Source organism: Pseudocitrobacter sp. RIT415, from assembly GCF_003057695.2.
Lineage (GTDB): Bacteria > Pseudomonadota > Gammaproteobacteria > Enterobacterales > Enterobacteriaceae > Pseudocitrobacter > Pseudocitrobacter faecalis.
Window position 1 is genome coordinate 68,395 of sequence record NZ_QBJC02000001.1, and the last position, 20,558, is coordinate 88,952.

The following is a 20,558-nucleotide window of genomic DNA, read 5'->3' on the forward strand; positions in this document are numbered from 1 at the left end:
CAGGTGATAAATTTTTTCAGCGAGGCAAACGTTTGCCATCACCTTTCACACTTCGTAAAGTAGCGCCCATATTGAATGACCGGACGATAGCTATGCTTAACACTGACTCCCTTCGCCGCCGGGCGATAGCCGCCGCAAAAGGCGACGCGCCTTTCGATCTCCTGCTTACCGATGCCAGCATCGTCGATATGGTCACCGGCGAAATTCGCGAAGCGGATGTGGGTATCGTCGGCGAAATGATTGCCAGCGTGCATCCGCGCGGCAGCCGCAGCGACGCATCAGAAACACACTCACTGCCAGGCTCTTACCTCTCGCCAGGTTTTATCGACACCCACGTCCACCTCGAAAGTTCTCATCTTCTTCCTGCCCGTTACGCGGAAATCGTGCTGGCGCAGGGCACAACGGCAGTATTCTGGGATCCGCACGAACTGGCGAACGTGCTGGGCGTGGAGGGCGTGCGTTTTGCCATCGATGCCAGCCGCAATCTTCCGCTGCAGGTGATGATTGCCGCACCCTCCAGCGTGCCCTCCACGCCGGGGCTGGAGATGTCAGGCGCCGATTTCGCCGGCGCAGAAATGGAAACCATGCTCAACTGGCCGGAAGTGTGTGGCGTCGCGGAAGTGATGGATATGCACGGCGTGCTGAACGGCAGCACGCGGATGCAGGAGATCCTTAGCTGCGGCTTACAAAGCGGTAAGCTGATTGAAGGCCACGCACGTGGGCTAAACGGGGCCGGGTTACAGGCTTACCTCGCGGCGGGCGTGACGTCGGATCATGAACTCACCTCCGCCGAAGATGCGCTGGAAAAACTGCGCGCCGGGCTAACGCTGGAAATTCGGGGTTCGCATCCTTATCTGCTGCCGGACATCGTGGCCGCGCTGAAGACGCTCCCGCATCTCTCCTCGCAGATCACCCTCTGCACCGATGATGTGCCCCCGGATATGTTGCTGGAAAAAGGCGGTATCGTGGCGCTGCTGAATCTGCTGATTGAGCACGGCTTACCCGCCGTCGATGCGCTGCGTTTCGCCACGTTCAACGGCGCTCTGCGGCTCAAGCGCGATGATTTAGGGCTGATTGCCGCGGGTCGTCGTGCGGATTTGGTGGTGCTGAATTCACTGGACACCATTACCCCTCAGCAGGTCTATGTTGCCGGGAAACGTATCGCCCGCGATGGCGCAATGATTGAACCGCTGCCGGCGGCGAGCCACCCTACGCTGCCAGATACCATGCATCTTTCATCGCTCAGCCCGGACGATTTCGCCCTTCGGATCGCTGACATCACACATGGCAACGCACGGCTGAAACATATTCGCGGCGCACGTTTTACCGAATGGGGTGAAGTCGATGTGCAAATCCGCGAGGGCCGCGTCGTGCTGCCAACCGGGTTCAGTCTGATTTGGGTACAGCATCGCCATGGTCGCCACGAGGCCAGGCCGCAAATCGCCCTGCTGGAGGGCTGGGGTGAACTCCAGGGGGCGATCGCCACCAGCTACTCGCACGATTCGCATAACCTGGTGGTACTGGGCCGCTGCCCGCGCGAGATGGCGCTGGCAGCCAATACCCTGATTGCCAGCGGCGGCGGGATGGCGCTGGCTCAGCATGGTGAGATCATCGCCCACGTGGCGATGCCGATAGCCGGTATGCTCTCTGACCTTCCAGCCCCTGAACTGGCGAGCGCATTCCGCAACCTGCGCGAACGTAGTGGTGACATTGCCGACTGGCAGCCGCCGTACCGGGTATTTAAGGCCATTGAAGGCACCTGTCTTGCCTGTAACGCCGGGCCGCATCTGACGGATTTGGGGCTTACCGATGGCGCAACACGTCAGATTGTCGACCCGCTTATTCACTCTTCGCACCAGGAAAGGAGCACCCACTAAATGGCTGACCACTCCCTTAATACGCCTGCCTCTGAGAGCTGGCTGGAACGTTGTTTTTCCCTACGCGCTCGCGGAAGCTCTGCACGCACCGAATGTCTGGCGGGCATCACGGGATTTCTCGCCGCCGCGTATCTGCTGGTGGTGATCCCCGGACTGCTGGCTGCGGGCGGGATGGATAAAGGCGCGGCGACTACTGGTACAATCCTGGTATTTGTGGTCGGCACATTGCTGATGGCGTTTTATGCCAATCTGCCGTTTATTGTTGGGCCGGGAATTGGCGGCTCGGTATTAGTCGGCGTCTCGCTGGCCGGAAACGCCGGAATTGGCTGGCCGATTGGGCTGGGGATTGCCTGCTGGTCAGGCGTGCTGTTTTTCCTGCTTACCCATTTTGGCCTGCGCGAAGTGGTCACCCGCTCGGTGCCGCAATCCATCAAACTGGGGCTGACGGCGTCTATCGGGATTTTTGTCGCCCTGCTCGGGTTTCGTAATGCCGGGTTGGTGCTGGCAAGCGCCAAAAATAACGCTTTGATGCTGGGGGATTTTCTTTCGCCGGGCGCGCTGGTGGCGCTATGCGGGCTGTTTCTGGCAATTGCCCTGCAGGCGCGGCGCATTCCTGGCGCTATCCTGTGGGCAATTCTGTGCGCGACGCTGGTAGGTATTCCGGCAGGTGTCACGCATCTGCCATCAAGCTTTATCGCCCTGCCCCACTCGTTAACACCGGTGTTTGCGCAGGTGGATATCATTGGCGCATTGAATATCGCTTTCCTGCCCTATCTGTTTGTCTTCTTCGCCTCAGAGTTTTTCTCAACCATGGGCACCACGCTTGCCGTCGGCGGGGAGGCGGGCCTGCTGGATGAAGAAGGCAATATGCCACACATCAACCGCCCGTTTATGGTTGACTCCATCGCCGCCGCGCTGGGCCCGTGGGTCGGCATCCCGGCCGCGACAGCGCTGATTGAGTCCTCAGCCTCGGCGGAAGCAGGCGGCAAAACCGGCATGACCGCGCTGGCCGCCGCCATGATGTTCCTGCTGATGCTGCTGTTTACGCCCGTTGCGCTGATGATCCCCAAAGAAGCCACCGCCCCGGCGCTGATCCTGATTGGTCTGAATATGTTTAGCGGCCTGCGTAAGGTGGATTTGGCGAATTTCACCGACGGTTTACCGGTGTTGATGATGGTGATGATCACGCTTATCGCCAACAGCTTCGGAACAGGTATCGCGGGCGGGTTGCTGTTTTATGTGGTGATTAAAACCATTGCCGGGAAGTGGCGGGAAATCCCTCTTGGTTTATGGATTCTGGCAGTGCCGCTGGTGTATTACTTTGCGACGCTGGTGCGCCATTAATGGGGTAGTCATCTGCAGTCTTTAGCGGATAGTGCACGGCACGACTATAAGAGTAAATCTATTTTTAGGGATATATCGCTTATATCCCTTTTAACCCTTGCGTCAGGGACATCACCCGTTAAATATATTATATTTCAATGAATTAATAATTTTTGTAGGTTAATAATAAACGACGATAAGCAGCGCTGGAAACTTTAACGGGATTCGGATACTTTTACTCAACTCTTCTGAAAAGGTTATGGCAATGGTCTTAATCAGAGCTGCACAATTAAAAGATATCCCCTCACTTAAAAATCTTTTTTGCCAATTGGGTTATCAAACAGATGCTGAGCGACTGGAAAACCACATTAATAAGCAGGATATGACTATTAACATCCTGGTTGCGGAATCAGATAAGGAAATCTCGGGTGTTATTGTAGTGAATTTTATCACGCCGATACATGAAGATGGCTTGTGGGCATTAATTTCAGCTCTGGTTATAGATGAATCGTCGCGGGGAGCAGGGATCGGACAATTACTTCTTATGGCTTCAGAGCAAATTGCTCTGGATAAGGGATGTTCTCAAATTGAGCTTTCGAGCAGTGAAAGTCGAGTCAGAGCACACACGTTTTATGAAACCAACGGCTATAGGGAAGTGAGGAAGCGTTTTGTAAAACGCCTCATTATTCAATAAGCGTTAACAATACCGCTCGTACTCCACCGTTTCCCGGATTTTCAGCAACGCATTTTGTAAGTTCTCAATTGATACAGAGCCCAGAGCAATCCTGAGCGCCTGGGGGACAAACCGTAATGTGCTGATTGGCTTTATTTTCTGGTACAAAGGCTTGCCACCGGAGGGATTGCTATCGTCGGTCAACGCCAACTCCTCCAGCCATTCTTAGGGCTGAGACTCTCCGCCATGCTATTGAATGAGGTGGTGGGCTCCCGCAGGTTTTCCCGATAAAACGGAGCAAACGCAGGCTGAAGATATGGCGGCCTAAGAAGCTGATAGCGGATACTTTATGCTCCGTAAAGCCTGCCATATGCGTAAAGCAGGCTGTTTATTACGCCATTACCACCAGGCGTGAAAATGATGTACCGGGCCAATCCCGCTGCCAACTTCCAGCGTATCGGCTTGCGCCAGCGCGGCAGAAAGCCAGATTTTCGCTTCCAGCACCGTATCGCCCCAATTGCTATGGCGCGGGCGCAGTGCCGCCAGCGCGGCTGATAATGTACAGCCGGTGCCGTGGGTATTTTTGGTATTGACGCGCGGCGCGGTAAAACGCTGCTCGCCGTCGCGGGTAAACAGCCAGTCGGGGCTTTCCGCGTCGTCCAGATGACCACCTTTCATAAGAACGGCGCCACATCCCATCGCCAACAGCGCACGCCCCTGCTCCAGCATTTCTCGCTCATTACGCGCATGCGGCGCATCCAGCAATGCCGCGGCTTCCGGCAAGTTCGGCGTAATTAATGACACTTGCGGAAGCAGGCGTTTACGCAGGGTTTCCACCGCCGAAGGCGAGAGTAGCGCATCACCGCTTTTCGCCAGCATGACCGTATCCAGTACCACATTTTCCACCCGATGGCGCTGTAATCGTTCCGCCACGGCTTCAACAATGTCCGTTTCCGCCAGCATACCGATTTTGGTGGTGTCGATGCGCACATCGTTAAACACGGAATCCAGCTGCGCGGCGACAAAATCCGGTTCAATACGATAGACCGACTGCACGCCATGGGTGTTTTGCGCCACCAGTGCGGTGATCACCGAACAGCCGTATGCGCCCAGGGCGGAGAAGGTTTTCAGGTCAGCCTGAATACCCGCACCACCGCTTGGATCGGTACCCGCAATAGTTAATGCATTAATCCGTTTCATGCCAGTGCCTCCCCATTCAGTGCATACAGCGCATCTAAAAATGCCGGGACAAAACTGCCCGGCCCGTTATCCTGCGCCGCTCGCCCCCCCGCCAGTTTCATAAAGGCGCAGGCTGAGGCAACGTTATCCAGCCTGTCGCCCGGCAGCGCACAGCTTGCCGCGACGACCGCCGACAATGCGCAACCCGTCCCCACTACGCGGGTCATCAGCGGGTTACCGCCCGTGACCGCGACAACGCGTTGTCCATCGGTGATGTAATCCACTTCGCCCGTCACCGCGACAATAGTCCCAATTTGACGAGCCAGCGCCTGCGCCGCAGGTAGCGCAGCGGCGGCCGTATCCGTAGTGTCCACGCCGCGCCCGCCCGCGCTCATCCCCGCCAGCGCCATAATTTCAGAGGCATTCCCCCGAATGGCGGCAGGTTTTAAGGTCAACAGGTCGTGGCAAAACTCGGTACGTAACGTTAACGCGCCCACGGCGACAGGGTCGAGAGTCCAGGGTTTACCTGCGGCGTTCGCACTCAACGCAGCGGCTTTCATCGCCTGCGCGCGCGGCTGCGTCAGCGTGCCAACGTTTATCAATAACGCATCGGCAATGGCAGAGAACTGCGCGGCTTCCTGCGCATCAATCACCATCGCGGGGGATGCGCCGAGCGCCAGCAGTACGTTAGCGGTAAAGGTCTGCACAACGTCGTTAGTCATGCAGTGAACAAGGGGGGCGTGATGACGAAAAAGATGTAACGAATGCGCGATTTGCGCGGGGCTAAGCGGCTCTGCTTGCATGGTTTGCTCCTGCCAGAACGTCCAGAAGCAATGACCTGACGGTCTCTGACTTCCCTACGCTGGCATTATCCAGATCAGGTGGTACGGGTTTTTCTCAGCCTTCACAAGGAAGGGCACCCCGAGTCATCAATACAACAAATTCGTGTATCGCAGCAGGTTACGGCAAGTGCCGGGCGGAAGCAAGCTGCACAAACCATTTGCAATCCCCCCATCATCGGCCCACAATTATTCACAAAGGTGATGGCGTTCCACCTTTCCCAACCGCCCTGCTGGGGCTGATGACGCCTGGTATACCCTCTTAACACGGAGGTATGTCAGGCTGTCTGTCGTTTGAAGACCCGCGCATACCTCGCAACCTGACGAGGTTTTTTTATGCCTGTTTATCACCATGCGCTGGTGCTGATTAATAGCAGCCTTGATGGCATTCCCCTGCTTGATCACGCCGCAAAAATGGCGCAGGAGAACGCGATGACGATAACCATCGCGCATATCAGCACCGATTATCGCGCCCTCAATTATGTCTCTGACAGCCTGATGGATGACGTGGTTTCGCAGGAAGTCATTCAGGCCAAAGCCCTGTTGAGCGAGCTGGCGGAATCCGTTTCCCTACCGGTACAAACGCTGGAGTTAGTCACGACCCGTCGCTTTGAAGATGTCGAATCCTGTATCCGCGATCGCCGTATCGATCTGGTCATCGCCGGGCATCACAATCGCTTGCTGGGCGTGCTCGCCTCCCACTCCCTTGAGTACATCAACCACTTGACGGTGGATGTGCTGATCAAACATTTAGCATAAGGATTTACGCGCGTGATGTATCGTTCATTACTGGCCGTTATAGTGGGCGGCTCAACCGGGTGTGTGATTCGTTGGTGGTTGTCGATGAAACTGAACAGCCTTTTCCCGAGCCTACCACCTGGCACGCTGGTGGTTAATCTGGTGGGTGGTTTTATTATTGGCGCGGCGCTGGCGTTCTTTTTGCGCCAGCCGCAGTTAGACCCGGCGTGGAAGTTACTGATTACCACCGGTCTTTGCGGCGGGATGACGACCTTTTCCACTTTTTCGGCGGAGATCGTCACCCTTTTGCAAAACGGCAACTATCTGTGGGCGATGATTTCCGTGATAACTCACGTGGTGGGATCGCTCCTGATGACCGCTGCCGGGTTCTTTTTGATGACGCTGGTTTAACCCCTGCGCTGCACCAGCGCTTCACAGCGTTCCTTCACCGCTTCATACAACAACCGCACCGCAGGCGAGAGCTGCTTGCGATGCGGGCAAATCATATTCAGCGGCACGCAGTCGCCTTCATAGTCTGGCAGCAGCAGTTTCAGGCGGCCCTGAAAGACATCTTCACTGACGTCGAGCCAGGACTTATTGGCAATGCCTTCCCCGGCAATTGCCAGCCGGCGAATCACTTCCGCATCATCACTAATAATTGTGCCATTGACCTGCACCTCGTGGGTTTCCCCCCCGGCAGTGAGCGTCCAGCGATCGAACAATCGGCCTCGCAGCACATACGTCAGCGCATCACACTTTCCTAAATCGGCAGGCGTTACCGGTTCGCCATTTCTGGCGATCCACTCTGGCGAAGCGACCAGTACACGGCGATTATCTGGCGCGATCGGCAGCGCAACGTACGATGCGTCCTCATTGGTGCCGTAGCGAAATGCCACATCGACCGGATCCTTAAACACATCCGTCACCTGGTCTGAGAAAAGAATGCGTAGCTTAAGCGCCGGGTGACGCAGGCGAAACTGGCGGAAAATACCGAGCAGCAGATTTCGCCCCAAATCAGAAGGCACCGCAATTTGCAGCGTACCGCGAATTTCATCATCCGGCGTTTGGATCTGCTGAAGCCCGGCCTGCATCGTTTCCAGCATTTGCGTGGCATAAGGCAGCCAGGTTTCGCCCTCCGGCGTCAAGCGCAGACTGCGCGTTGAGCGGGCGAACAGACGGATATTGAGCGCCGTCTCAAGACGCTTAATGGCGGAACTCACCTGCGCAGGCGGCAGACCAGCCTCGCGCGCCGCTTCGCTGAAACTGCTTAACGCCGCTGCGCGCACGAACAGGGTTAAATCTTCCAGCCTGAGCATTTTCACTCCTCAACGATAAGTCCTGTCGCCGCGAATGGATTTTTCCGGCAAATATCACCGGATAATATCATTCTTAGAGTTTACCCAACATCACAGAGGTGGTTATGAAAGCGATTGCGATTACTCAGGCGGCTGGCGCGCACGGCAACATTGAAGCATTAGAAGAAATTACCCTGCCCGTTCCCGTGGCGGCGGGCCACGATTTGCTGGTAGAAGTCAACGCCATCTCCGTTAACCCGGTCGATACCAAAGTGCGTGCCGGTTTTAGCGGCGACACGCCGCGCGTACTGGGCTGGGATGCTGTCGGCGTGGTGAAATCCGTTGGCGAGAAGGTCACCCTGTTTAAAGCGGGCGACGAAGTCTGGTACGCGGGCGCGTTAACGCGTCCAGGCAGCAACAGCGAGTTCCAGTTGGTCGATGAGCGTATTGTCGCCCTTAAGCCGCGTTCGCTGGATAACGTTTCTGCCGCCGCCCTGCCGTTAACCTCCATTACTGCGTGGGAACTGCTGTTCGATCGCCTGGGCATTCAGGAAAATGGCAATAAAGGCGACGTACTGCTTATTGTTGGTGCGGCGGGCGGTGTGGGTTCCATTTTGACTCAACTGGCGCGCAAGCTTACGAAAATGACGGTGATCGGCACCGCCTCGCGCCCGGAAACGCAGAAATGGGTCGCGGATGCCGGAGCACATTACGTTATCGACCACAGCAAACCTATCGCTGAAGAACTTGTTCGCATCGGTATTCCGGCAGTGACGCACGTCGCCAGCCTGACGCACACGGATAAACACTATTTGCAGCTGATTGAAGCCCTCGCCCCACAGGGCAAACTGGCGCTGATTGACGATCCTGAAACCCTGGATGCACGCCCGTTAAAAACCAAAAGCATCTCGCTGCACTGGGAATTTATGTATACCCGCTCGATGTTTGAAACGCCGGATATGATTGCTCAACATCAGTTGCTGACTCGCGTCGCCGCATTGATTGATGAGGGTGTGATCAAAACGACGTTGGGCGAGAAATTAGGAGCGATTAACGCGGAAAATATTCGCCAGGCGCATCGCCAGCTTGAGACCGGGAAAACCATGGGCAAACTGGTACTGGAAGGCTTCTGAGGCGGCGCTGTTACATTTTTTACTAAAAAACCTATTCTGTGATACAAAAGAGCGTCGATCTGCCTGTTAATTTTAAGAGAAAAAGGCAGACTCTACACCCTTAAGCATTCTGGTTATCGTTGGAGAAAGAATGGGTAAATGTAGATTATGGCTTCTGGCTGGCCTGATGGCCGCCGGAACCGCCTTCGCCGCGCCAGGCACGGGCATTCAGAAGTATGAACTGAAAGAGTTTGTCGCTGATTTCACCCACTTTAACATCGGGGACACCGTTCCTGAGATGTACCGTACTGACCAGTACAACATCAAGCAGTGGCAGCAGCGCAATCTGCCTGCGCCAGACGCGGGAACACACTGGACTTACATGGGCGGCAACTACGTGCTGATTTCTGACACGGACGGGAAAATCAGTAAAGTTTACGACGGCGAAATCTTCTATCACCGTTAATGAAAGAGGCGCATAACCCGCCTGGGTTATGCGCCTGAACGCTTATACCGCGCGGAAGGGAATTTCGCCGGGGATCACTTCACCCTGCCAGTAAAGCTGGGCGGCGGTTAAATCCGCCAGTCGACGATAAATTTGCGTAAATTCACTGTCCGGGCGATTCACCACCGTCGGGGTGCCTTTATCCAGATCTTCACGCAGGCTGATGTGCAGCGGCATCTGGCCCAGCAACTGGGTATGATATTTCTCCGCCAGTTTTTCTGCGCCGCCGGTACCAAAGATAGGTTCGTGGTGACCACACTGGCTGCAAATATGCATGCTCATGTTTTCCACGATGCCCAGCACCGGCACTTCCACTTTCTCAAACATCACGATGCCTTTTTTGGCGTCGATAAGCGCGATGTCCTGCGGGGTGGTAACCACCACCGCGCCGGTGACCGGAATGTTTTGCGCCAGCGTCAGCTGAATGTCACCGGTGCCCGGCGGCATATCCAGCACCAGATAATCGAGATCCGGCCATAAAGTCTCCTGTAGCATCTGCATCAGGGCTTTACTGGCCATCGGGCCGCGCCACACCATCGCGTTATCGTCAGTGACCAGATAACCAATCGAGTTTGTCGCCAGACCGTGAGCCATAATCGGCGCCATATGGGTGCCGTCTGGTGAGGTCGGACGCTGATTTTCCGCGCCCAGCATGGTCGGAATTGACGGGCCGTAGATGTCAGCATCGAGAATGCCGACTTTCGCCCCTTCCGCTGCCAGCGCCAGCGCCAGGTTGACGGCTGTAGACGATTTCCCTACCCCGCCCTTACCGGAACTCACGGCAATAATATTTTTCACGCCATTCACACCCGGCTGATTTTTAACGCGCTTCAGCGTGGCGATGTTATGGGTCAGTTTCCAGTCGATAGCATTCGCACCCGTGATGCGCAGCAGGTCAGCACTGCATTGCTCTTTCAGCTCTTCAAACGCGCTATTCCAGACAAACGGCATTTGCAGCTCAATGTGCACAGTGCCATCCAGCAGCGCCACATGGTGCAGCGCCTTCAGCGTGGTGAGATTATGCTTCAATGTAGGATGCTGAAAATTAGCCAGCGTCCCGGCAACCATCGCGCGCAGGCGCTCGGGGGATGTGGCCTGGGATTGAGAACTCATCCCGACTCCTTTGTTCTTGTGAGTAAACCTTCGTTGAACAAGTTTACCTGAAACACTTAGGTTTGTGCTTACTTAATAATGCCCCTTTTGGTAATATCGAAAACCCTTTTCTCTACATAAGAAGTAATGTTCATTATGACTCAAGTCGCGAAGAAAATTCTGGTAACGTGCGCTTTGCCGTACGCCAACGGCTCAATCCACCTCGGCCACATGCTGGAGCATATCCAGGCTGATGTCTGGGTCCGTTACCAGCGAATGCGCGGCCACCAGGTAAACTTCATCTGCGCGGACGATGCACACGGCACGCCGATCATGCTGAAAGCTCAGCAGCTCGGGATTACCCCGGAGCAGATGATTGCCGAAATGAGTCAGGAACATCAGGCTGATTTTGCTGGCTTCAACATTAGCTACGACAATTACCATTCAACGCACAGCGATGAAAACCGCGAGCTATCGGAGCTGATCTACGGTCGCCTGAAAGAGAACGGTTTTATCAAAAACCGCACCATCTCTCAGCTTTACGATCCGGAAAAAGGCATGTTCCTGCCGGATCGTTTTGTGAAAGGCACCTGCCCGAAATGTAAATCGCCGGATCAGTACGGCGATAACTGCGAAGTGTGTGGCGCGACCTACAGCCCGACCGAGCTTATCGAGCCGAAATCGGTGGTTTCCGGTGCGACGCCGGTGATGCGTGAATCGGAGCACTTTTTCTTTGACCTGCCTTCTTTTAGCGAAATGCTCAAAGCGTGGACCCGCAGCGGCGCGCTGCAGGAGCAGGTGGCGAACAAAATGCAGGAGTGGTTTGAATCTGGCCTGCAACAATGGGATATCTCCCGTGATGCACCGTACTTCGGTTTTGAAATCCCGAACGCGCCGGGCAAATATTTCTACGTCTGGCTGGACGCGCCAATCGGCTACATGGGCTCTTTCAAAAACCTGTGTGATAAACGCGGTGACACCGTAAGCTTTGATGACTACTGGAAGAAAGATTCCGACGCCGAGCTGTATCACTTCATCGGTAAAGATATCGTCTACTTCCACAGCCTGTTCTGGCCTGCCATGCTGGAAGGCAGTCACTTCCGTAAGCCAACTAATCTGTTCGTGCACGGTTATGTGACGGTGAACGGTGCGAAGATGTCAAAATCGCGCGGGACTTTCATTAAGGCCAGCACCTGGCTGAACCACTTCGATGCGGACAGCCTGCGCTACTACTACACCGCCAAGCTCTCTTCACGCATTGATGATATTGACCTCAACCTGGAAGACTTCATCCAGCGCGTGAACGCCGATATCGTGAACAAAGTGGTTAACCTGGCATCGCGTAACGCAGGTTTCATCAATAAGCGTTTCGATGGCGTGCTGTCTGCTGAACTGGCTGACCCTGAGCTGTATAAAACCTTCACCGACGCGGCTGCCGCGATTGGCGAAGCGTGGGATAGCCGCGAGTTCGGTAAAGCGATTCGTGAAATTATGGCGCTGGCTGACGTGGCTAACCGCTACGTTGATGAACAAGCGCCGTGGGTGGTCGCGAAACAGGAAGGTCGCGATGCCGACCTGCAGGCTATCTGCACTATGGGCCTGAACATGTTCCGCGTGCTGATGACCTGGCTGAAACCCGTGCTGCCATCGCTGACCGAACGCGCCGAAGCGTTCCTCAATACCACGCTTGAATGGGATGCTATCGCCCAGCCGCTGCTGTCGCATAAAGTGAATCCGTTTAAAGCGCTCTACAACCGCATCGAAACCAAGCAGGTTGACGCGCTGGTTGAAGCGTCGAAAGAGGAAGTGAAAGCCGCTGCCGCACCGGTCACCGGCCCACTGGCAGACGATCCTATCCAGGAAACCATCACCTTTGACGATTTCGCCAAAGTGGATATGCGCGTGGCGCTGATTGAAAACGCGGAGTTTGTTGATGGTTCAGATAAACTGCTGCGCCTGACGCTGGATCTCGGCGGCGAGAAACGCAATGTCTTCTCCGGCATTCGTTCTGCGTATCCGGAACCTGAAGCCCTGATTGGCCGCCTGACGGTGATGGTCGTCAACCTGGCCCCGCGTAAAATGCGTTTCGGCATCTCTGAAGGCATGGTGATGGCCGCAGGCCCTGGCGGGAAAGATATCTTCCTGTTAAGCCCGGATAGCGGCGCAAAACCAGGTCAGCAGGTGAAATAACCTTCCGCATAAAGCGCTGCTCCGGCAGCGCCCTTATTGCTGGCAAAGTGCGTCTGGTTCTTGCCGGATGTGGCGTAAACGCCTTATCCGGCCTACAAAATATTGCAGAAACCTTGTAGGCCTGATAAGCGCAGCGCATCAGGCAATGTTGAGTTTGCCATCAGTCTTAGCGCTGCTCCTGCAGCGCTTTTTATTTCTATCCCGAAAATGTCCCTCCGCAGCTATGCTTTTTTCTTTTTGGCTATATGATAATAGTTTGCATTTGCCAAAAGGAACTCTCATGCGCAAACTTCGCCCTACTCTCACACTGATTATCCTCTGCCTCGCGGGCAGCCTGCTGGGCTGCGATAACAAAGAGACACCTAAAGAACCGCAGACCTATGTCCAGAGCATTGCCGCCAGCAACACGCCAGAGGAAAAAGCCACGTTCTTTAATGCCGTCAACGGTGTTGAGATTAAAGTGACCTATTACTACAAAGGGGATGTTGTCCTGCGTCAGGACGTCGATAACAAAATGACCTACGCCAGCGCAGGCGTGAGCAACAAAGAAGAAGCACAACGGCGCTTTGAGCAGATCAGTAACGCGTACAAGAACACGGCCGGTGTGACGGAGACCATTAATTACCAGGACGATTATGTTACAGAGAATATCACCGTTGATTACACCAAAGCCAACATCAGCGAGCTGTGTAAACTTCCGGGCACATCATTGACCGATTGCAACGCGCAGTATTTATCAATGATTCTTTCGGAGAAGATGGTCTTAAAACAGGGATTTAAGAAACAGTAATGATGAAGCCGGGGAAGCATTGCCCCGGCTAAAAATGCATTAGCTTTTCGCCGCGTGCTCACGTACCGCCAGGCCGCGCAGGAAATAACGCAGGAACTGGTCACCGCATTCGCGGAAGTTTTTGTGGTCTGGCGCGCGCATCATCGCGGTGATTTCCGGCATCGAGACGCGGAATTTCTGCTCGGTCAGAATGGCAAGGATATCATCCGTTTTCAGGGAAAAAGCGATACGCAGCTTTTTGAGTATGATGTTGTTGTTTACGCGACGTTCAACCGCCAGCGCGGGCGCAGATTCATCGCGGCCGCGTTTTTCGTAAATCAGCCCATTCAGGAAGCAGGACAGCATAATATCCGGACAGCGTACAAATCCTTCTTCATCTTCTTTGCGCAACCACGGTGCCAGCTGCTCTGCGGTGACCACGGTGTCGCCCAGCGCAAAAATACGCAGCAGATCTTGATTGTTCATTTTCAGGATGTAGCGCATGCTACGTAAAATATCGTTACTGACCATAGTGCCTTCGGTAATGAAAAATGCGGTCGGCTAGTTTAACACGATTTACAGGCCCAACGCCTCTTTCAGGCTTTTTAAGTAGCGTCGGCTGACCGGTACGGTCTGCCCGTTGCGCAGCAACAGTTCGGCCTGGCCGTTGTCCTCCAGGCGAATCTCCTGCAAATGCGCCATGTTGACAAGATACTGTCGATGACAGCGCAGCAGCGGCGTGCGCTGCTCCAGCGTTCTTAACGTCAGTTCAGTGAAACCTTCTTTCCCTTCGTGATTGGTGACATAAACTCCACTCATTCGGCTACTGACAAACGCCACATCATCCATTTGCAACAGCCAGATACGGCTATGCCCGGAACAGGGGATAAATTTGAGCGCTTCCTGATTCTCGGTGAGGGCGGAGATATCCTGCGCATTCCGTTCCTGACGCAAACGCGTGAGGGTTTTCTCCAGCCGTTTTTCTTCAATTGGCTTGAGAAGATAATCGAAGGCATGCTCTTCAAAAGCTTTAACCGCGTACTCGTCGAACGCAGTCAGGAAAACAATATAGGGACGATGTTCCGGGTCGAGCATACCGACCATCTCCAGCCCGCTGATACGTGGCATCTGGATATCAAGGAACAGCACGTCCGGATGGAGCTTATGCACCGCGCCAATCGCTTCCACCGCGTTACCGCACTCGCCGACAATCTCGACATCCGGCTGCGCCTGTAACAGTACCCGCAGATTCTCCCGCGCCAACGGTTCATCATCGACAATCAGCACTTTAATCATGCGTTCTCCTCCAGAGGCAGCCTTAGGGTAATACGGGTGAAAATATCGGGTTCGCAGGCGACGTTGATCCCGCAGTCATCACCAAAACGTGTGCGCAGGCGCTTATCCACGAGGCTCATACCCAGCCCGCTGGCCTGCGCATTCGGTTGATACAGCCCGGCGTTGTCTTCAATCGCCAGCAGCAAATGTTGACCGTCACGGCTGGCGTTGATACGAATTTCACCCACGCTCAATAACTGCGATGTGCCGTGCTTAATGGCATTCTCAACAATCGGTTGCAGCGTGAAGGCCGGAAGCCGTATATGTGCCAGCTCGTCGGGCACATGCAACTGAACCTGTAAATTTTCCTGGAAACGCGCTTTCTCAATTTGTAGATACGCATTCACATGCTCAACTTCATCAGCGAGCGTCACGATTTCCGATGGGCGTTTCAGATTCTTGCGGAAAAAGGTTGAGAGATACTGCACCAGTTGGCTGGCCTGTTCGCTGTCGCGGCGAATCACCGCTTTCAGGGTGTTAAGCGCGTTAAACAGGAAGTGCGGGTTCACCTGCGCGTGCAGCAGTTTAATTTCCGACTGGGTGAGCAGTGCTTTTTGCCGCTCATACTGGCCCGCCAGAATCTGCGCCGACAGCAGTTGCGCGATCCCCTCTCCCAGGGTGCGGTTGATCGAGCTGAACAGGCGATTTTTGGCTTCATAGAGTTTAATGGTGCCTATAATGCGCTGGTTCTCACCGCGCAGCGGAATAACCAGCGTTGAGCCGAGCTTACACTGCGGATGAATCGAGCAGCGATACGGCACTTCATTGCCGTCGGCATACACCACCTCGCCGGTTTCAATCGCTTTTTGGGTATAACTGGAAGAGATAGGCTTACCGGGAAGATGGTGATCCTCCCCAATGCCGGTAAAGGCCAGTAGCCGTTCACGATCGGTAATCGCCACCGCGCCAATATCCAGTTCCTGGATGAGCACCTGCGCCACCTTCATGCTGTTCTCTTCATTAAAACCTTGCCGCAAAATCCCTTCCGTCGACGCCGCCACTTTCAGCGCGGTGGCGGAAAAAGCCGACGTATATTTTTCAAACATCGCGCGCTTGTCGAGCAGAATACGCATAAACAGCGCGGCCCCGACGGTATTGGTCACCATCATCGGCGCGGCAATGCTTTGCACAAGGTGAAAGGCATCCTGGAACGGACGCGCAATCAGCAGAATAATCAGCATCTGCACCAGCTCGGCGAAGAAGGTGATCGCCCCGGCGGTCCACGGGCTGAAAACTTTATCCGGACGGCCTCGTTTCACCAGCATGCTGTGCACCAGCCCACCCAGCAGGCCTTCAACGATGGTGGAGATCATACAGCTCAGTGCTGTCATGCCGCCCATTGAGTAGCGATGTAAACCACCGGTTAACCCCACCAAACCACCGACCAGCGGCCCGCCAAGCAGACCGCCCATGACCGCGCCAATGGCGCGTGTGTTGGCGATGGAGTCTTCAATATGCAGACCAAAATAGGTGCCGAGAATGCAGAAAATCGAGAAGGTCACGTAGCACAGGAGTTTATGCGGCAGGCGCACGGTCACTTGCATCAACGGGATGAATAAGCGCGTTTTACTCATTAACCACGCAATAACCAAAAACACGCACATCTGCTGAAGCAGCAGCAACACCAGATCAAATTCGTACATACCCGAAAACCACAAGACCCATGAAGCTGCGTAACATACACCGAGTGAACATAACTTTCTTTGAAGCTATGCAAATAATGGTGAAATAGCGGCCAGAATCACATTTTTAATACGTCTGGCGATGAAGTTATGCCTAAAAAACCATCACTTCAGGGCAAGGAATAAAACCCGACCTACAGTTAAAAGGATATATTCATCCAGGGAGTTATCATGGCGTGGTATACGATTGGCGAGGTGGCGCAACTGTGTGACATCACCCCGGTGACGCTCCGCGCGTGGCAGCGTCGTTATGATCTGCTAAAGCCCCAGCGTACCGACGGCGGGCACCGATTATTCACCGAGTCCGATATTGAACGCATCCGCGAAATTAAACGCTGGGTGGATACGGGCGTTCAGGTCAGTAAAGTCAAAAAGCTATTGATAGAAGGCAGTAAGGAGCAGCAACAGGACTGGCGGGAGCGCCAGGAGGAAGTGCTGCGCTATCTGCAAAGTGGTCGCATCGACCGTTTACGCCAGTGGCTGAAAGAGAGCACGCGACACTACCCCGCCCGCACGCTGGTGAATCAACTCATTACCCCTCTGCGCCAACGTCTGGCCGGTTCGCAATCGACGTTCTGCGCCATGTTGGGCATTCTGGATGGCGTGTTGATCAACACTATTGCACTTATCCTCGCCGCATCACGGAAAAAACCAGGCCACGATGCGCTGGTGGTCGGCTGGAACGTTAACGATATCACGCCATTATGGCTGGAGGGGTGGGTCGCCTGCGAACAGGGCTGGCGGGTGGATGTGCTGGCACATTCACTGCCGCAACTGCAGCCAGACCTCTTTCCAAAACAGACATTGCTGGTGTGGTGTGGGGCCGTTTCCGCGCCGCAGCAGGCTTTACAGATTCAGCGCTGGCAGGAACAGGGTTACGCGATTCGTTTGTGTACAAATTAATGGTTCATTAACAAGCATGCTTCGCAGTATAATCCTTTAATTAACATAAGGAGCACACTATGAAGCCAGCTAAACTTGCCGTCGTGGCGCTATTTCTGTTTATGGCCGTGAGCGGAATTGGCGGCGTGATGCTCGCCGGATACTCATTCATTGTTCGCGGCGGTATCGGCTAAGCCTGCGGCTCAGGCGTTCAAACCCGCGGTCGACGATGACCGCCGCCAGCGCCACCAGTACCGCTCCCTGCAATACATAGGCGGTGTTAAAACCGCTTAACCCGATGATAATCGGCGTACCCAGCGTGTTCGCGCCCACGGTCGAGGCGATTGTCGCCGTGCCGATATTAATAATGACCGACGTGCGAATGCCTGCCAGCATCACCGGCGCGGCCAGCGGGAGTTCAACTTTCAGCAGGCGCTGAACGCTGCTCATTCCCATCCCTTGCGCGACGCTACTCACCCCGGCGGGTACGGATGCCAGCCCGGCAAGCGTTCCCTGAAGAATCGGTAAAACGCCATAGAGAATTAATGCAATCACCGCCGGCTGCGGCCCAAAGCCCATCACCGGTACGGCAATTGCCAGCACCGCAACGGGTGGAAAAGTTTGCCCCATCGCGGCGATGGTCTCCACCAAAGGACGAAACTCTTTGCCCGGTTCACGGGTCACCGCGATGCCTGCGCCGATGCCCAACACAATCGCCACCAGGCTTGAGACGCCCACCAGCCAGAAATGCGCCAGCGCCAACGCGAGAAAGCTTTCCTGCTGATAGAGAGGACGCGACTGTTCCGGGAATAGCGCATGAAAAAAGGGCTCGCTGTGCGGCAAGCCGAGCAGGAGCGCAAGGAAAAGCAGCACCAGCCAGAGTAACGGATCACGCAGGAGTTTCACCGTCGCCCTCCTCGCGCAACAGATCGGCAAAGTGCAGCGCACCGCAAACCTCACCTTTTTCATTCGCCACAGGAAGTACCAGACGCCGCTGTGCCACAAACTGTGATAATGCTTCCCGCAGCGACATGGACACATGCAGCGGTTCACCCGCAACGCGTTCACCACGACGCTGATACTCCCCTACCTGTCGCAGCGAAAGCAGGCGCACGCCCAGCTCGCTTTGGCCGAAAAAGGTGCGCACAAACGCATTGGCAGGCTGCGTGAGCATCTCCAGCGGCGTACCTTGTTGAACCACTTCCCCGTTATCCATCAAAATCAGATGGTCAGCCAGGCGCAACGCTTCGTCGATATCGTGCGTCACCAGGACAATCGTGCGCCCCAGTAACTGGTGAATGCGGCGCATCTCCTGCTGAAGAGCGCCACGTGTCACCGGATCCAGCGCGCCGAAAGGTTCATCCATCAGCAATACTTCCGGATCGGCCGCCAGCGCGCGTGCCACGCCGACGCGTTGTTGCTGCCCGCCGGAAAGCTGATGCGGATAACGATCGCGTAGCTCGGGTTCAAGCCCCAGTAATGCCATCAGTTCATCACTGCGTGCCTGAGTACGCGCTTTCGGCCACTTCAACAGCTGCGGCACAGTGGCGATGTTCTGCGCCACCGTCCAGTGGGGGAAGAGACCAATAGACTGAATGGCGTACCCCATGCGCCGCCGCAGCGCCAACAGCGGCTGCTGGCGAATATCTTCACCGGCGAAACGGATGGTGCCGCTATCGTGGTTTTCCAGGCGATTGATCATCTTCAGGGTGGTCGATTTTCCGGAGCCGGAGGTGCCAATCAGCACTGTGAAAGCGCCCTCTTTAAAATGCAGAGTGAGATCTTTTACCGCTGCCCGGTCGCCAAAATATTTACTGACCTGCTGAAACTCAATCACCCTGCTCTCCTTTCACTAACGCGATGCATAAACTAAACAGCGCATCGGTGATAACCGCTAACGCCACCACCGGAATGACACCCAGCAACACGAGATCCAGCGCGCTACTGAGAAGCCCCTGGAAGACCAGCGCGCCGAAGCCGCCCGCGCCAATCAATGCCGCCACAACGGCCATCCCTATCGTTTGTACCGCCACCACCCGCAGGCTACGCAGTAAAACCGGTAACGCCAGCGGAAGCTGAACCTGCCAGAAGCGCTGTCCGCGCCCCATGCCCATTGCCCGCGCGCTTTCCAGCACATCCTCTGGCACCTGCTGCATACCTGCCACTACGCCGCGTACCAGCGGCAATAGCGCATAGAGCACCAGCGCAATTATGGCAGGCGTCAGGCCGGTTCCCGCCACGCCAAGACGCGCAAGCCAGGGAAACTGTTGTGCGAGTCCCGCCAGCGGCGCAATAAGCAGGCCAAACAAGGCTACCGAGGGAATGGTTTGAATCACATTAAGGACGGCAAAGACGTTGGTCTGACGAGCCGGGTGTCGCCAGCACCACAGGCCTAATGGAATGCCAAGCAAAAGCCCGGGCAACAGCGTGCCAAAAAGCAGCACCAGATGCTGCGCAAGCGCGTCATTAAATACATCCTGGCGATTGGCGTACTCTTTTAACAAAGAGAGTTGATCAAGTTTCCCCATCCACAGTAACAGCAGCGGCAGTAGCCAAATCTGGATTTGCAGAATCCAGCGCCAGAATGTGCTGAGCCGTAGCCGACGTAAAGTGTCGCTACAGATAAGTAACGCCAGCAACATCCATAGCCAGAGCCCGCTACCGGGTGAGGTTCGCGCGAGGGCGCTTCCCGTTGACGCCAGAGTGTTTGCCACTTCTCCGGCGGCCCACACCAGCAGGGTGAAGAGTGCCTGCCCCAGCACGAAACTTGAAACCATGGCAGCACGCCCCGGTATAAAACTCAGGGCCATCAGCAGCACCGGAAACACTAACAGCCACAGAGGGCGAAACTCACCGGTCTGCCACAACGTAAGTGATTCCCCTGAAACAAGCCGGTTAGGCGCGTAGTTCACGAAAGGTAACAGCACAGCCGCTGTTATCAGCAGGACAAGCAGAAACTGCACGCGATGGTGGCAACCCGGTCTCATCATCGAAACAGCCACATCCTTTGGTGGGGGGTCACCAACACCTTTTCTTTCAGGAACCGCTCCCTGTGATGTTTATGTTC

The 20,558-nt window shown here is 55.2% G+C and carries 21 protein-coding genes, 2 pseudogenes and 2 riboswitches; of the genes and pseudogenes, 12 read left to right on the forward strand and 11 right to left on the reverse strand.

Features of this window, described 5'->3' with window-relative positions:
* The first annotated feature begins 92 nt into the window (after nucleotides 1-92).
* The 3 genes from DBY68_RS00300 (at nucleotide 93) to DBY68_RS00310 (ending at nucleotide 3,894) form a co-directional block, all read left to right on the forward strand.
* Nucleotides 93-1,877, forward strand: a complete 1,785-nt coding sequence (locus DBY68_RS00300; protein ID WP_108473711.1) for an adenine deaminase C-terminal domain-containing protein — start codon at nucleotides 93-95, stop codon at nucleotides 1,875-1,877.
* The gene (locus DBY68_RS00305; RefSeq protein WP_108473710.1) at nucleotides 1,878-3,221 is read left to right on the forward strand and encodes an NCS2 family permease; all 1,344 of its coding nucleotides are present in this window, start codon (nucleotides 1,878-1,880) and stop codon (nucleotides 3,219-3,221) included. It abuts the gene before it with no gap.
* 244 nt (nucleotides 3,222-3,465) lie between these two features.
* On the forward strand, nucleotides 3,466-3,894 hold the full coding sequence (locus DBY68_RS00310; RefSeq protein WP_108473709.1) for a GNAT family N-acetyltransferase: 429 nt from the start codon (nucleotides 3,466-3,468) through the stop codon (nucleotides 3,892-3,894).
* Nucleotides 3,895-3,897: 3 nt separating this feature from the next.
* Here DBY68_RS00310 and DBY68_RS23035 read toward each other — a convergent pair.
* Nucleotides 3,898-4,002 (reverse strand): annotated as a pseudogene (locus DBY68_RS23035) (hypothetical protein); the annotation flags it as partial.
* Nucleotides 4,003-4,009: 7 nt separating this feature from the next.
* On the opposite strand from DBY68_RS23035, the pseudogene DBY68_RS22975 reads away from it, so the two are divergent.
* Nucleotides 4,010-4,164: pseudogene (locus DBY68_RS22975) on the forward strand (EamA/RhaT family transporter); the annotation flags it as partial.
* Between the two features lie 108 nt (nucleotides 4,165-4,272).
* Here DBY68_RS22975 and thiD read toward each other — a convergent pair.
* On the reverse strand, nucleotides 4,273-5,073 hold the full coding sequence (gene thiD, locus DBY68_RS00320; protein ID WP_108473708.1) for a bifunctional hydroxymethylpyrimidine kinase/phosphomethylpyrimidine kinase: 801 nt from the start codon (nucleotides 5,071-5,073) through the stop codon (nucleotides 4,273-4,275).
* Nucleotides 5,070-5,855 (reverse strand): hydroxyethylthiazole kinase, encoded by a 786-nt coding sequence (gene thiM, locus DBY68_RS00325; protein ID WP_108473707.1) that lies wholly within the window; start codon nucleotides 5,853-5,855, stop codon nucleotides 5,070-5,072. Before thiM ends, thiD begins: the two co-directional genes overlap by 4 nt.
* A 34-nt stretch (nucleotides 5,856-5,889) precedes the next feature.
* Nucleotides 5,890-5,986, reverse strand: a riboswitch (TPP riboswitch).
* Nucleotides 5,987-6,082: 96 nt separating this feature from the next.
* Nucleotides 6,083-6,150, forward strand: a riboswitch (Fluoride riboswitch).
* 77 nt (nucleotides 6,151-6,227) lie between these two features.
* Between thiM and DBY68_RS00330 the strand changes: the two genes are divergently transcribed.
* Both DBY68_RS00330 and crcB read left to right on the forward strand, forming a co-directional pair.
* Nucleotides 6,228-6,650: a universal stress protein gene (locus DBY68_RS00330; protein ID WP_108473706.1), complete on the forward strand. Its 423-nt coding sequence runs from the start codon at nucleotides 6,228-6,230 to the stop codon at nucleotides 6,648-6,650.
* Nucleotides 6,651-6,665: 15 nt separating this feature from the next.
* Complete coding sequence (crcB, locus tag DBY68_RS00335; protein WP_108473705.1) at nucleotides 6,666-7,040, forward strand: fluoride efflux transporter CrcB; 375 nt, start codon at nucleotides 6,666-6,668, stop codon at nucleotides 7,038-7,040.
* Here the strand turns inward: crcB and DBY68_RS00340 are convergent.
* Entirely contained in the window at nucleotides 7,037-7,945 is a 909-nt protein-coding gene (locus DBY68_RS00340; protein ID WP_108473704.1) for a LysR family transcriptional regulator, read from the reverse strand. The two genes, crcB and DBY68_RS00340, sit on opposite strands and share 4 nt — an antisense overlap.
* A 104-nt stretch (nucleotides 7,946-8,049) precedes the next feature.
* Here DBY68_RS00340 and DBY68_RS00345 point away from each other — a divergent pair, with 104 nt between their 5' ends.
* Together DBY68_RS00345 and DBY68_RS00350 are read left to right on the forward strand one after the other, a co-directional pair.
* Entirely contained in the window at nucleotides 8,050-9,057 is a 1,008-nt protein-coding gene (locus tag DBY68_RS00345; protein ID WP_108473703.1) for a zinc-binding alcohol dehydrogenase family protein, read from the forward strand.
* 166 nt (nucleotides 9,058-9,223) lie between these two features.
* Nucleotides 9,224-9,502, forward strand: a complete 279-nt coding sequence (locus tag DBY68_RS00350) for an RcnB family protein (RefSeq protein ID WP_229837630.1) — start codon at nucleotides 9,224-9,226, stop codon at nucleotides 9,500-9,502.
* Nucleotides 9,503-9,544: 42 nt separating this feature from the next.
* On the opposite strand, the gene apbC is transcribed toward DBY68_RS00350, so the two are convergent.
* Nucleotides 9,545-10,654 (reverse strand): iron-sulfur cluster carrier protein ApbC, encoded by a 1,110-nt coding sequence (gene apbC / locus DBY68_RS00355; RefSeq protein WP_108473701.1) that lies wholly within the window; start codon nucleotides 10,652-10,654, stop codon nucleotides 9,545-9,547.
* Between the two features lie 135 nt (nucleotides 10,655-10,789).
* Between apbC and metG the strand changes: the two genes are divergently transcribed.
* Nucleotides 10,790-12,823: a methionine--tRNA ligase gene (metG, locus tag DBY68_RS00360; protein ID WP_108473783.1), complete on the forward strand. Its 2,034-nt coding sequence runs from the start codon at nucleotides 10,790-10,792 to the stop codon at nucleotides 12,821-12,823.
* Between the two features lie 280 nt (nucleotides 12,824-13,103).
* On the forward strand, nucleotides 13,104-13,613 hold the full coding sequence (locus DBY68_RS00365; RefSeq protein ID WP_158529096.1) for a DUF1307 domain-containing protein: 510 nt from the start codon (nucleotides 13,104-13,106) through the stop codon (nucleotides 13,611-13,613).
* A 39-nt stretch (nucleotides 13,614-13,652) separates the two neighbouring features.
* On the opposite strand, the gene DBY68_RS00370 is transcribed toward DBY68_RS00365, so the two are convergent.
* Genes DBY68_RS00370 through DBY68_RS00380 form a run of 3 tightly spaced genes read right to left on the reverse strand, consistent with a single transcriptional unit; the run spans nucleotide 13,653 to nucleotide 16,570 of the window.
* A complete protein-coding gene (locus DBY68_RS00370) occupies nucleotides 13,653-14,123 on the reverse strand; it encodes a DUF1456 family protein (protein WP_108473699.1) in 471 nt (156 codons plus the stop codon).
* A gap of 45 nt (nucleotides 14,124-14,168) precedes the next feature.
* A complete protein-coding gene (gene btsR / locus DBY68_RS00375) occupies nucleotides 14,169-14,888 on the reverse strand; it encodes a two-component system response regulator BtsR (RefSeq protein WP_108473698.1) in 720 nt (239 codons plus the stop codon).
* Nucleotides 14,885-16,570, reverse strand: a complete 1,686-nt coding sequence (locus DBY68_RS00380; RefSeq protein WP_108473697.1) for a sensor histidine kinase — start codon at nucleotides 16,568-16,570, stop codon at nucleotides 14,885-14,887. The genes btsR and DBY68_RS00380 overlap by 4 nt, the downstream gene beginning before the upstream one ends.
* A gap of 210 nt (nucleotides 16,571-16,780) precedes the next feature.
* Here DBY68_RS00380 and DBY68_RS00385 point away from each other — a divergent pair, with 210 nt between their 5' ends.
* Both DBY68_RS00385 and DBY68_RS00390 read left to right on the forward strand, forming a co-directional pair.
* Entirely contained in the window at nucleotides 16,781-17,512 is a 732-nt protein-coding gene (locus DBY68_RS00385; protein WP_108473696.1) for a MerR family transcriptional regulator, read from the forward strand.
* 59 nt (nucleotides 17,513-17,571) lie between these two features.
* On the forward strand, nucleotides 17,572-17,685 hold the full coding sequence (locus tag DBY68_RS00390) for a protein YohO (RefSeq protein WP_015963773.1): 114 nt from the start codon (nucleotides 17,572-17,574) through the stop codon (nucleotides 17,683-17,685).
* Here the strand turns inward: DBY68_RS00390 and DBY68_RS00395 are convergent.
* The 3 genes from DBY68_RS00395 to DBY68_RS00405 are packed head-to-tail and all read right to left on the reverse strand — an operon-like array spanning nucleotide 17,660 to nucleotide 20,478.
* The gene (locus DBY68_RS00395) at nucleotides 17,660-18,397 is read right to left on the reverse strand and encodes an ABC transporter permease (protein WP_108473695.1); all 738 of its coding nucleotides are present in this window, start codon (nucleotides 18,395-18,397) and stop codon (nucleotides 17,660-17,662) included. The genes DBY68_RS00390 and DBY68_RS00395 overlap by 26 nt on opposite strands.
* The gene (locus tag DBY68_RS00400) at nucleotides 18,381-19,328 is read right to left on the reverse strand and encodes an ABC transporter ATP-binding protein (RefSeq protein ID WP_108473694.1); all 948 of its coding nucleotides are present in this window, start codon (nucleotides 19,326-19,328) and stop codon (nucleotides 18,381-18,383) included. Before DBY68_RS00400 ends, DBY68_RS00395 begins: the two co-directional genes overlap by 17 nt.
* Complete coding sequence (locus DBY68_RS00405) at nucleotides 19,321-20,478, reverse strand: ABC transporter permease (RefSeq protein ID WP_108473782.1); 1,158 nt, start codon at nucleotides 20,476-20,478, stop codon at nucleotides 19,321-19,323. The genes DBY68_RS00400 and DBY68_RS00405 overlap by 8 nt, the downstream gene beginning before the upstream one ends.
* Nucleotides 20,479-20,558: the final 80 nt, after the last annotated feature.

What these genes read in the sequence shown, in the direction of transcription:
- DBY68_RS00390 (WP_015963773.1), top strand. Translation starts at nt 17,572, where the DNA reads ATGAAGCCAGCTAAACTTGCCGTCGTGGCGCTATTTCTGTTTATGGCC.
- DBY68_RS00405 (WP_108473782.1), bottom strand. Translation starts at nt 20,478, where the DNA reads ATGAGACCGGGTTGCCACCATCGCGTGCAGTTTCTGCTTGTCCTGCTG.
- DBY68_RS00380 (WP_108473697.1), bottom strand. Translation starts at nt 16,570, where the DNA reads ATGTACGAATTTGATCTGGTGTTGCTGCTGCTTCAGCAGATGTGCGTG.
- DBY68_RS00345 (WP_108473703.1), top strand. Translation starts at nt 8,050, where the DNA reads ATGAAAGCGATTGCGATTACTCAGGCGGCTGGCGCGCACGGCAACATT.
- btsR (WP_108473698.1), bottom strand. Translation starts at nt 14,888, where the DNA reads ATGATTAAAGTGCTGATTGTCGATGATGAACCGTTGGCGCGGGAGAAT.
- apbC (WP_108473701.1), bottom strand. Translation starts at nt 10,654, where the DNA reads ATGAGTTCTCAATCCCAGGCCACATCCCCCGAGCGCCTGCGCGCGATG.
- DBY68_RS00310 (WP_108473709.1), top strand. Translation starts at nt 3,466, where the DNA reads ATGGTCTTAATCAGAGCTGCACAATTAAAAGATATCCCCTCACTTAAA.
- DBY68_RS00305 (WP_108473710.1), top strand. Translation starts at nt 1,878, where the DNA reads ATGGCTGACCACTCCCTTAATACGCCTGCCTCTGAGAGCTGGCTGGAA.
- DBY68_RS00385 (WP_108473696.1), top strand. Translation starts at nt 16,781, where the DNA reads ATGGCGTGGTATACGATTGGCGAGGTGGCGCAACTGTGTGACATCACC.
- DBY68_RS00300 (WP_108473711.1), top strand. Translation starts at nt 93, where the DNA reads ATGCTTAACACTGACTCCCTTCGCCGCCGGGCGATAGCCGCCGCAAAA.
- thiM (WP_108473707.1), bottom strand. Translation starts at nt 5,855, where the DNA reads ATGCAAGCAGAGCCGCTTAGCCCCGCGCAAATCGCGCATTCGTTACAT.
- DBY68_RS00340 (WP_108473704.1), bottom strand. Translation starts at nt 7,945, where the DNA reads ATGCTCAGGCTGGAAGATTTAACCCTGTTCGTGCGCGCAGCGGCGTTA.
- metG (WP_108473783.1), top strand. Translation starts at nt 10,790, where the DNA reads ATGACTCAAGTCGCGAAGAAAATTCTGGTAACGTGCGCTTTGCCGTAC.
- DBY68_RS00330 (WP_108473706.1), top strand. Translation starts at nt 6,228, where the DNA reads ATGCCTGTTTATCACCATGCGCTGGTGCTGATTAATAGCAGCCTTGAT.
- thiD (WP_108473708.1), bottom strand. Translation starts at nt 5,073, where the DNA reads ATGAAACGGATTAATGCATTAACTATTGCGGGTACCGATCCAAGCGGT.
- DBY68_RS00370 (WP_108473699.1), bottom strand. Translation starts at nt 14,123, where the DNA reads ATGGTCAGTAACGATATTTTACGTAGCATGCGCTACATCCTGAAAATG.
- DBY68_RS00350 (WP_229837630.1), top strand. Translation starts at nt 9,224, where the DNA reads ATGGCCGCCGGAACCGCCTTCGCCGCGCCAGGCACGGGCATTCAGAAG.
- DBY68_RS00365 (WP_158529096.1), top strand. Translation starts at nt 13,104, where the DNA reads ATGCGCAAACTTCGCCCTACTCTCACACTGATTATCCTCTGCCTCGCG.
- crcB (WP_108473705.1), top strand. Translation starts at nt 6,666, where the DNA reads ATGTATCGTTCATTACTGGCCGTTATAGTGGGCGGCTCAACCGGGTGT.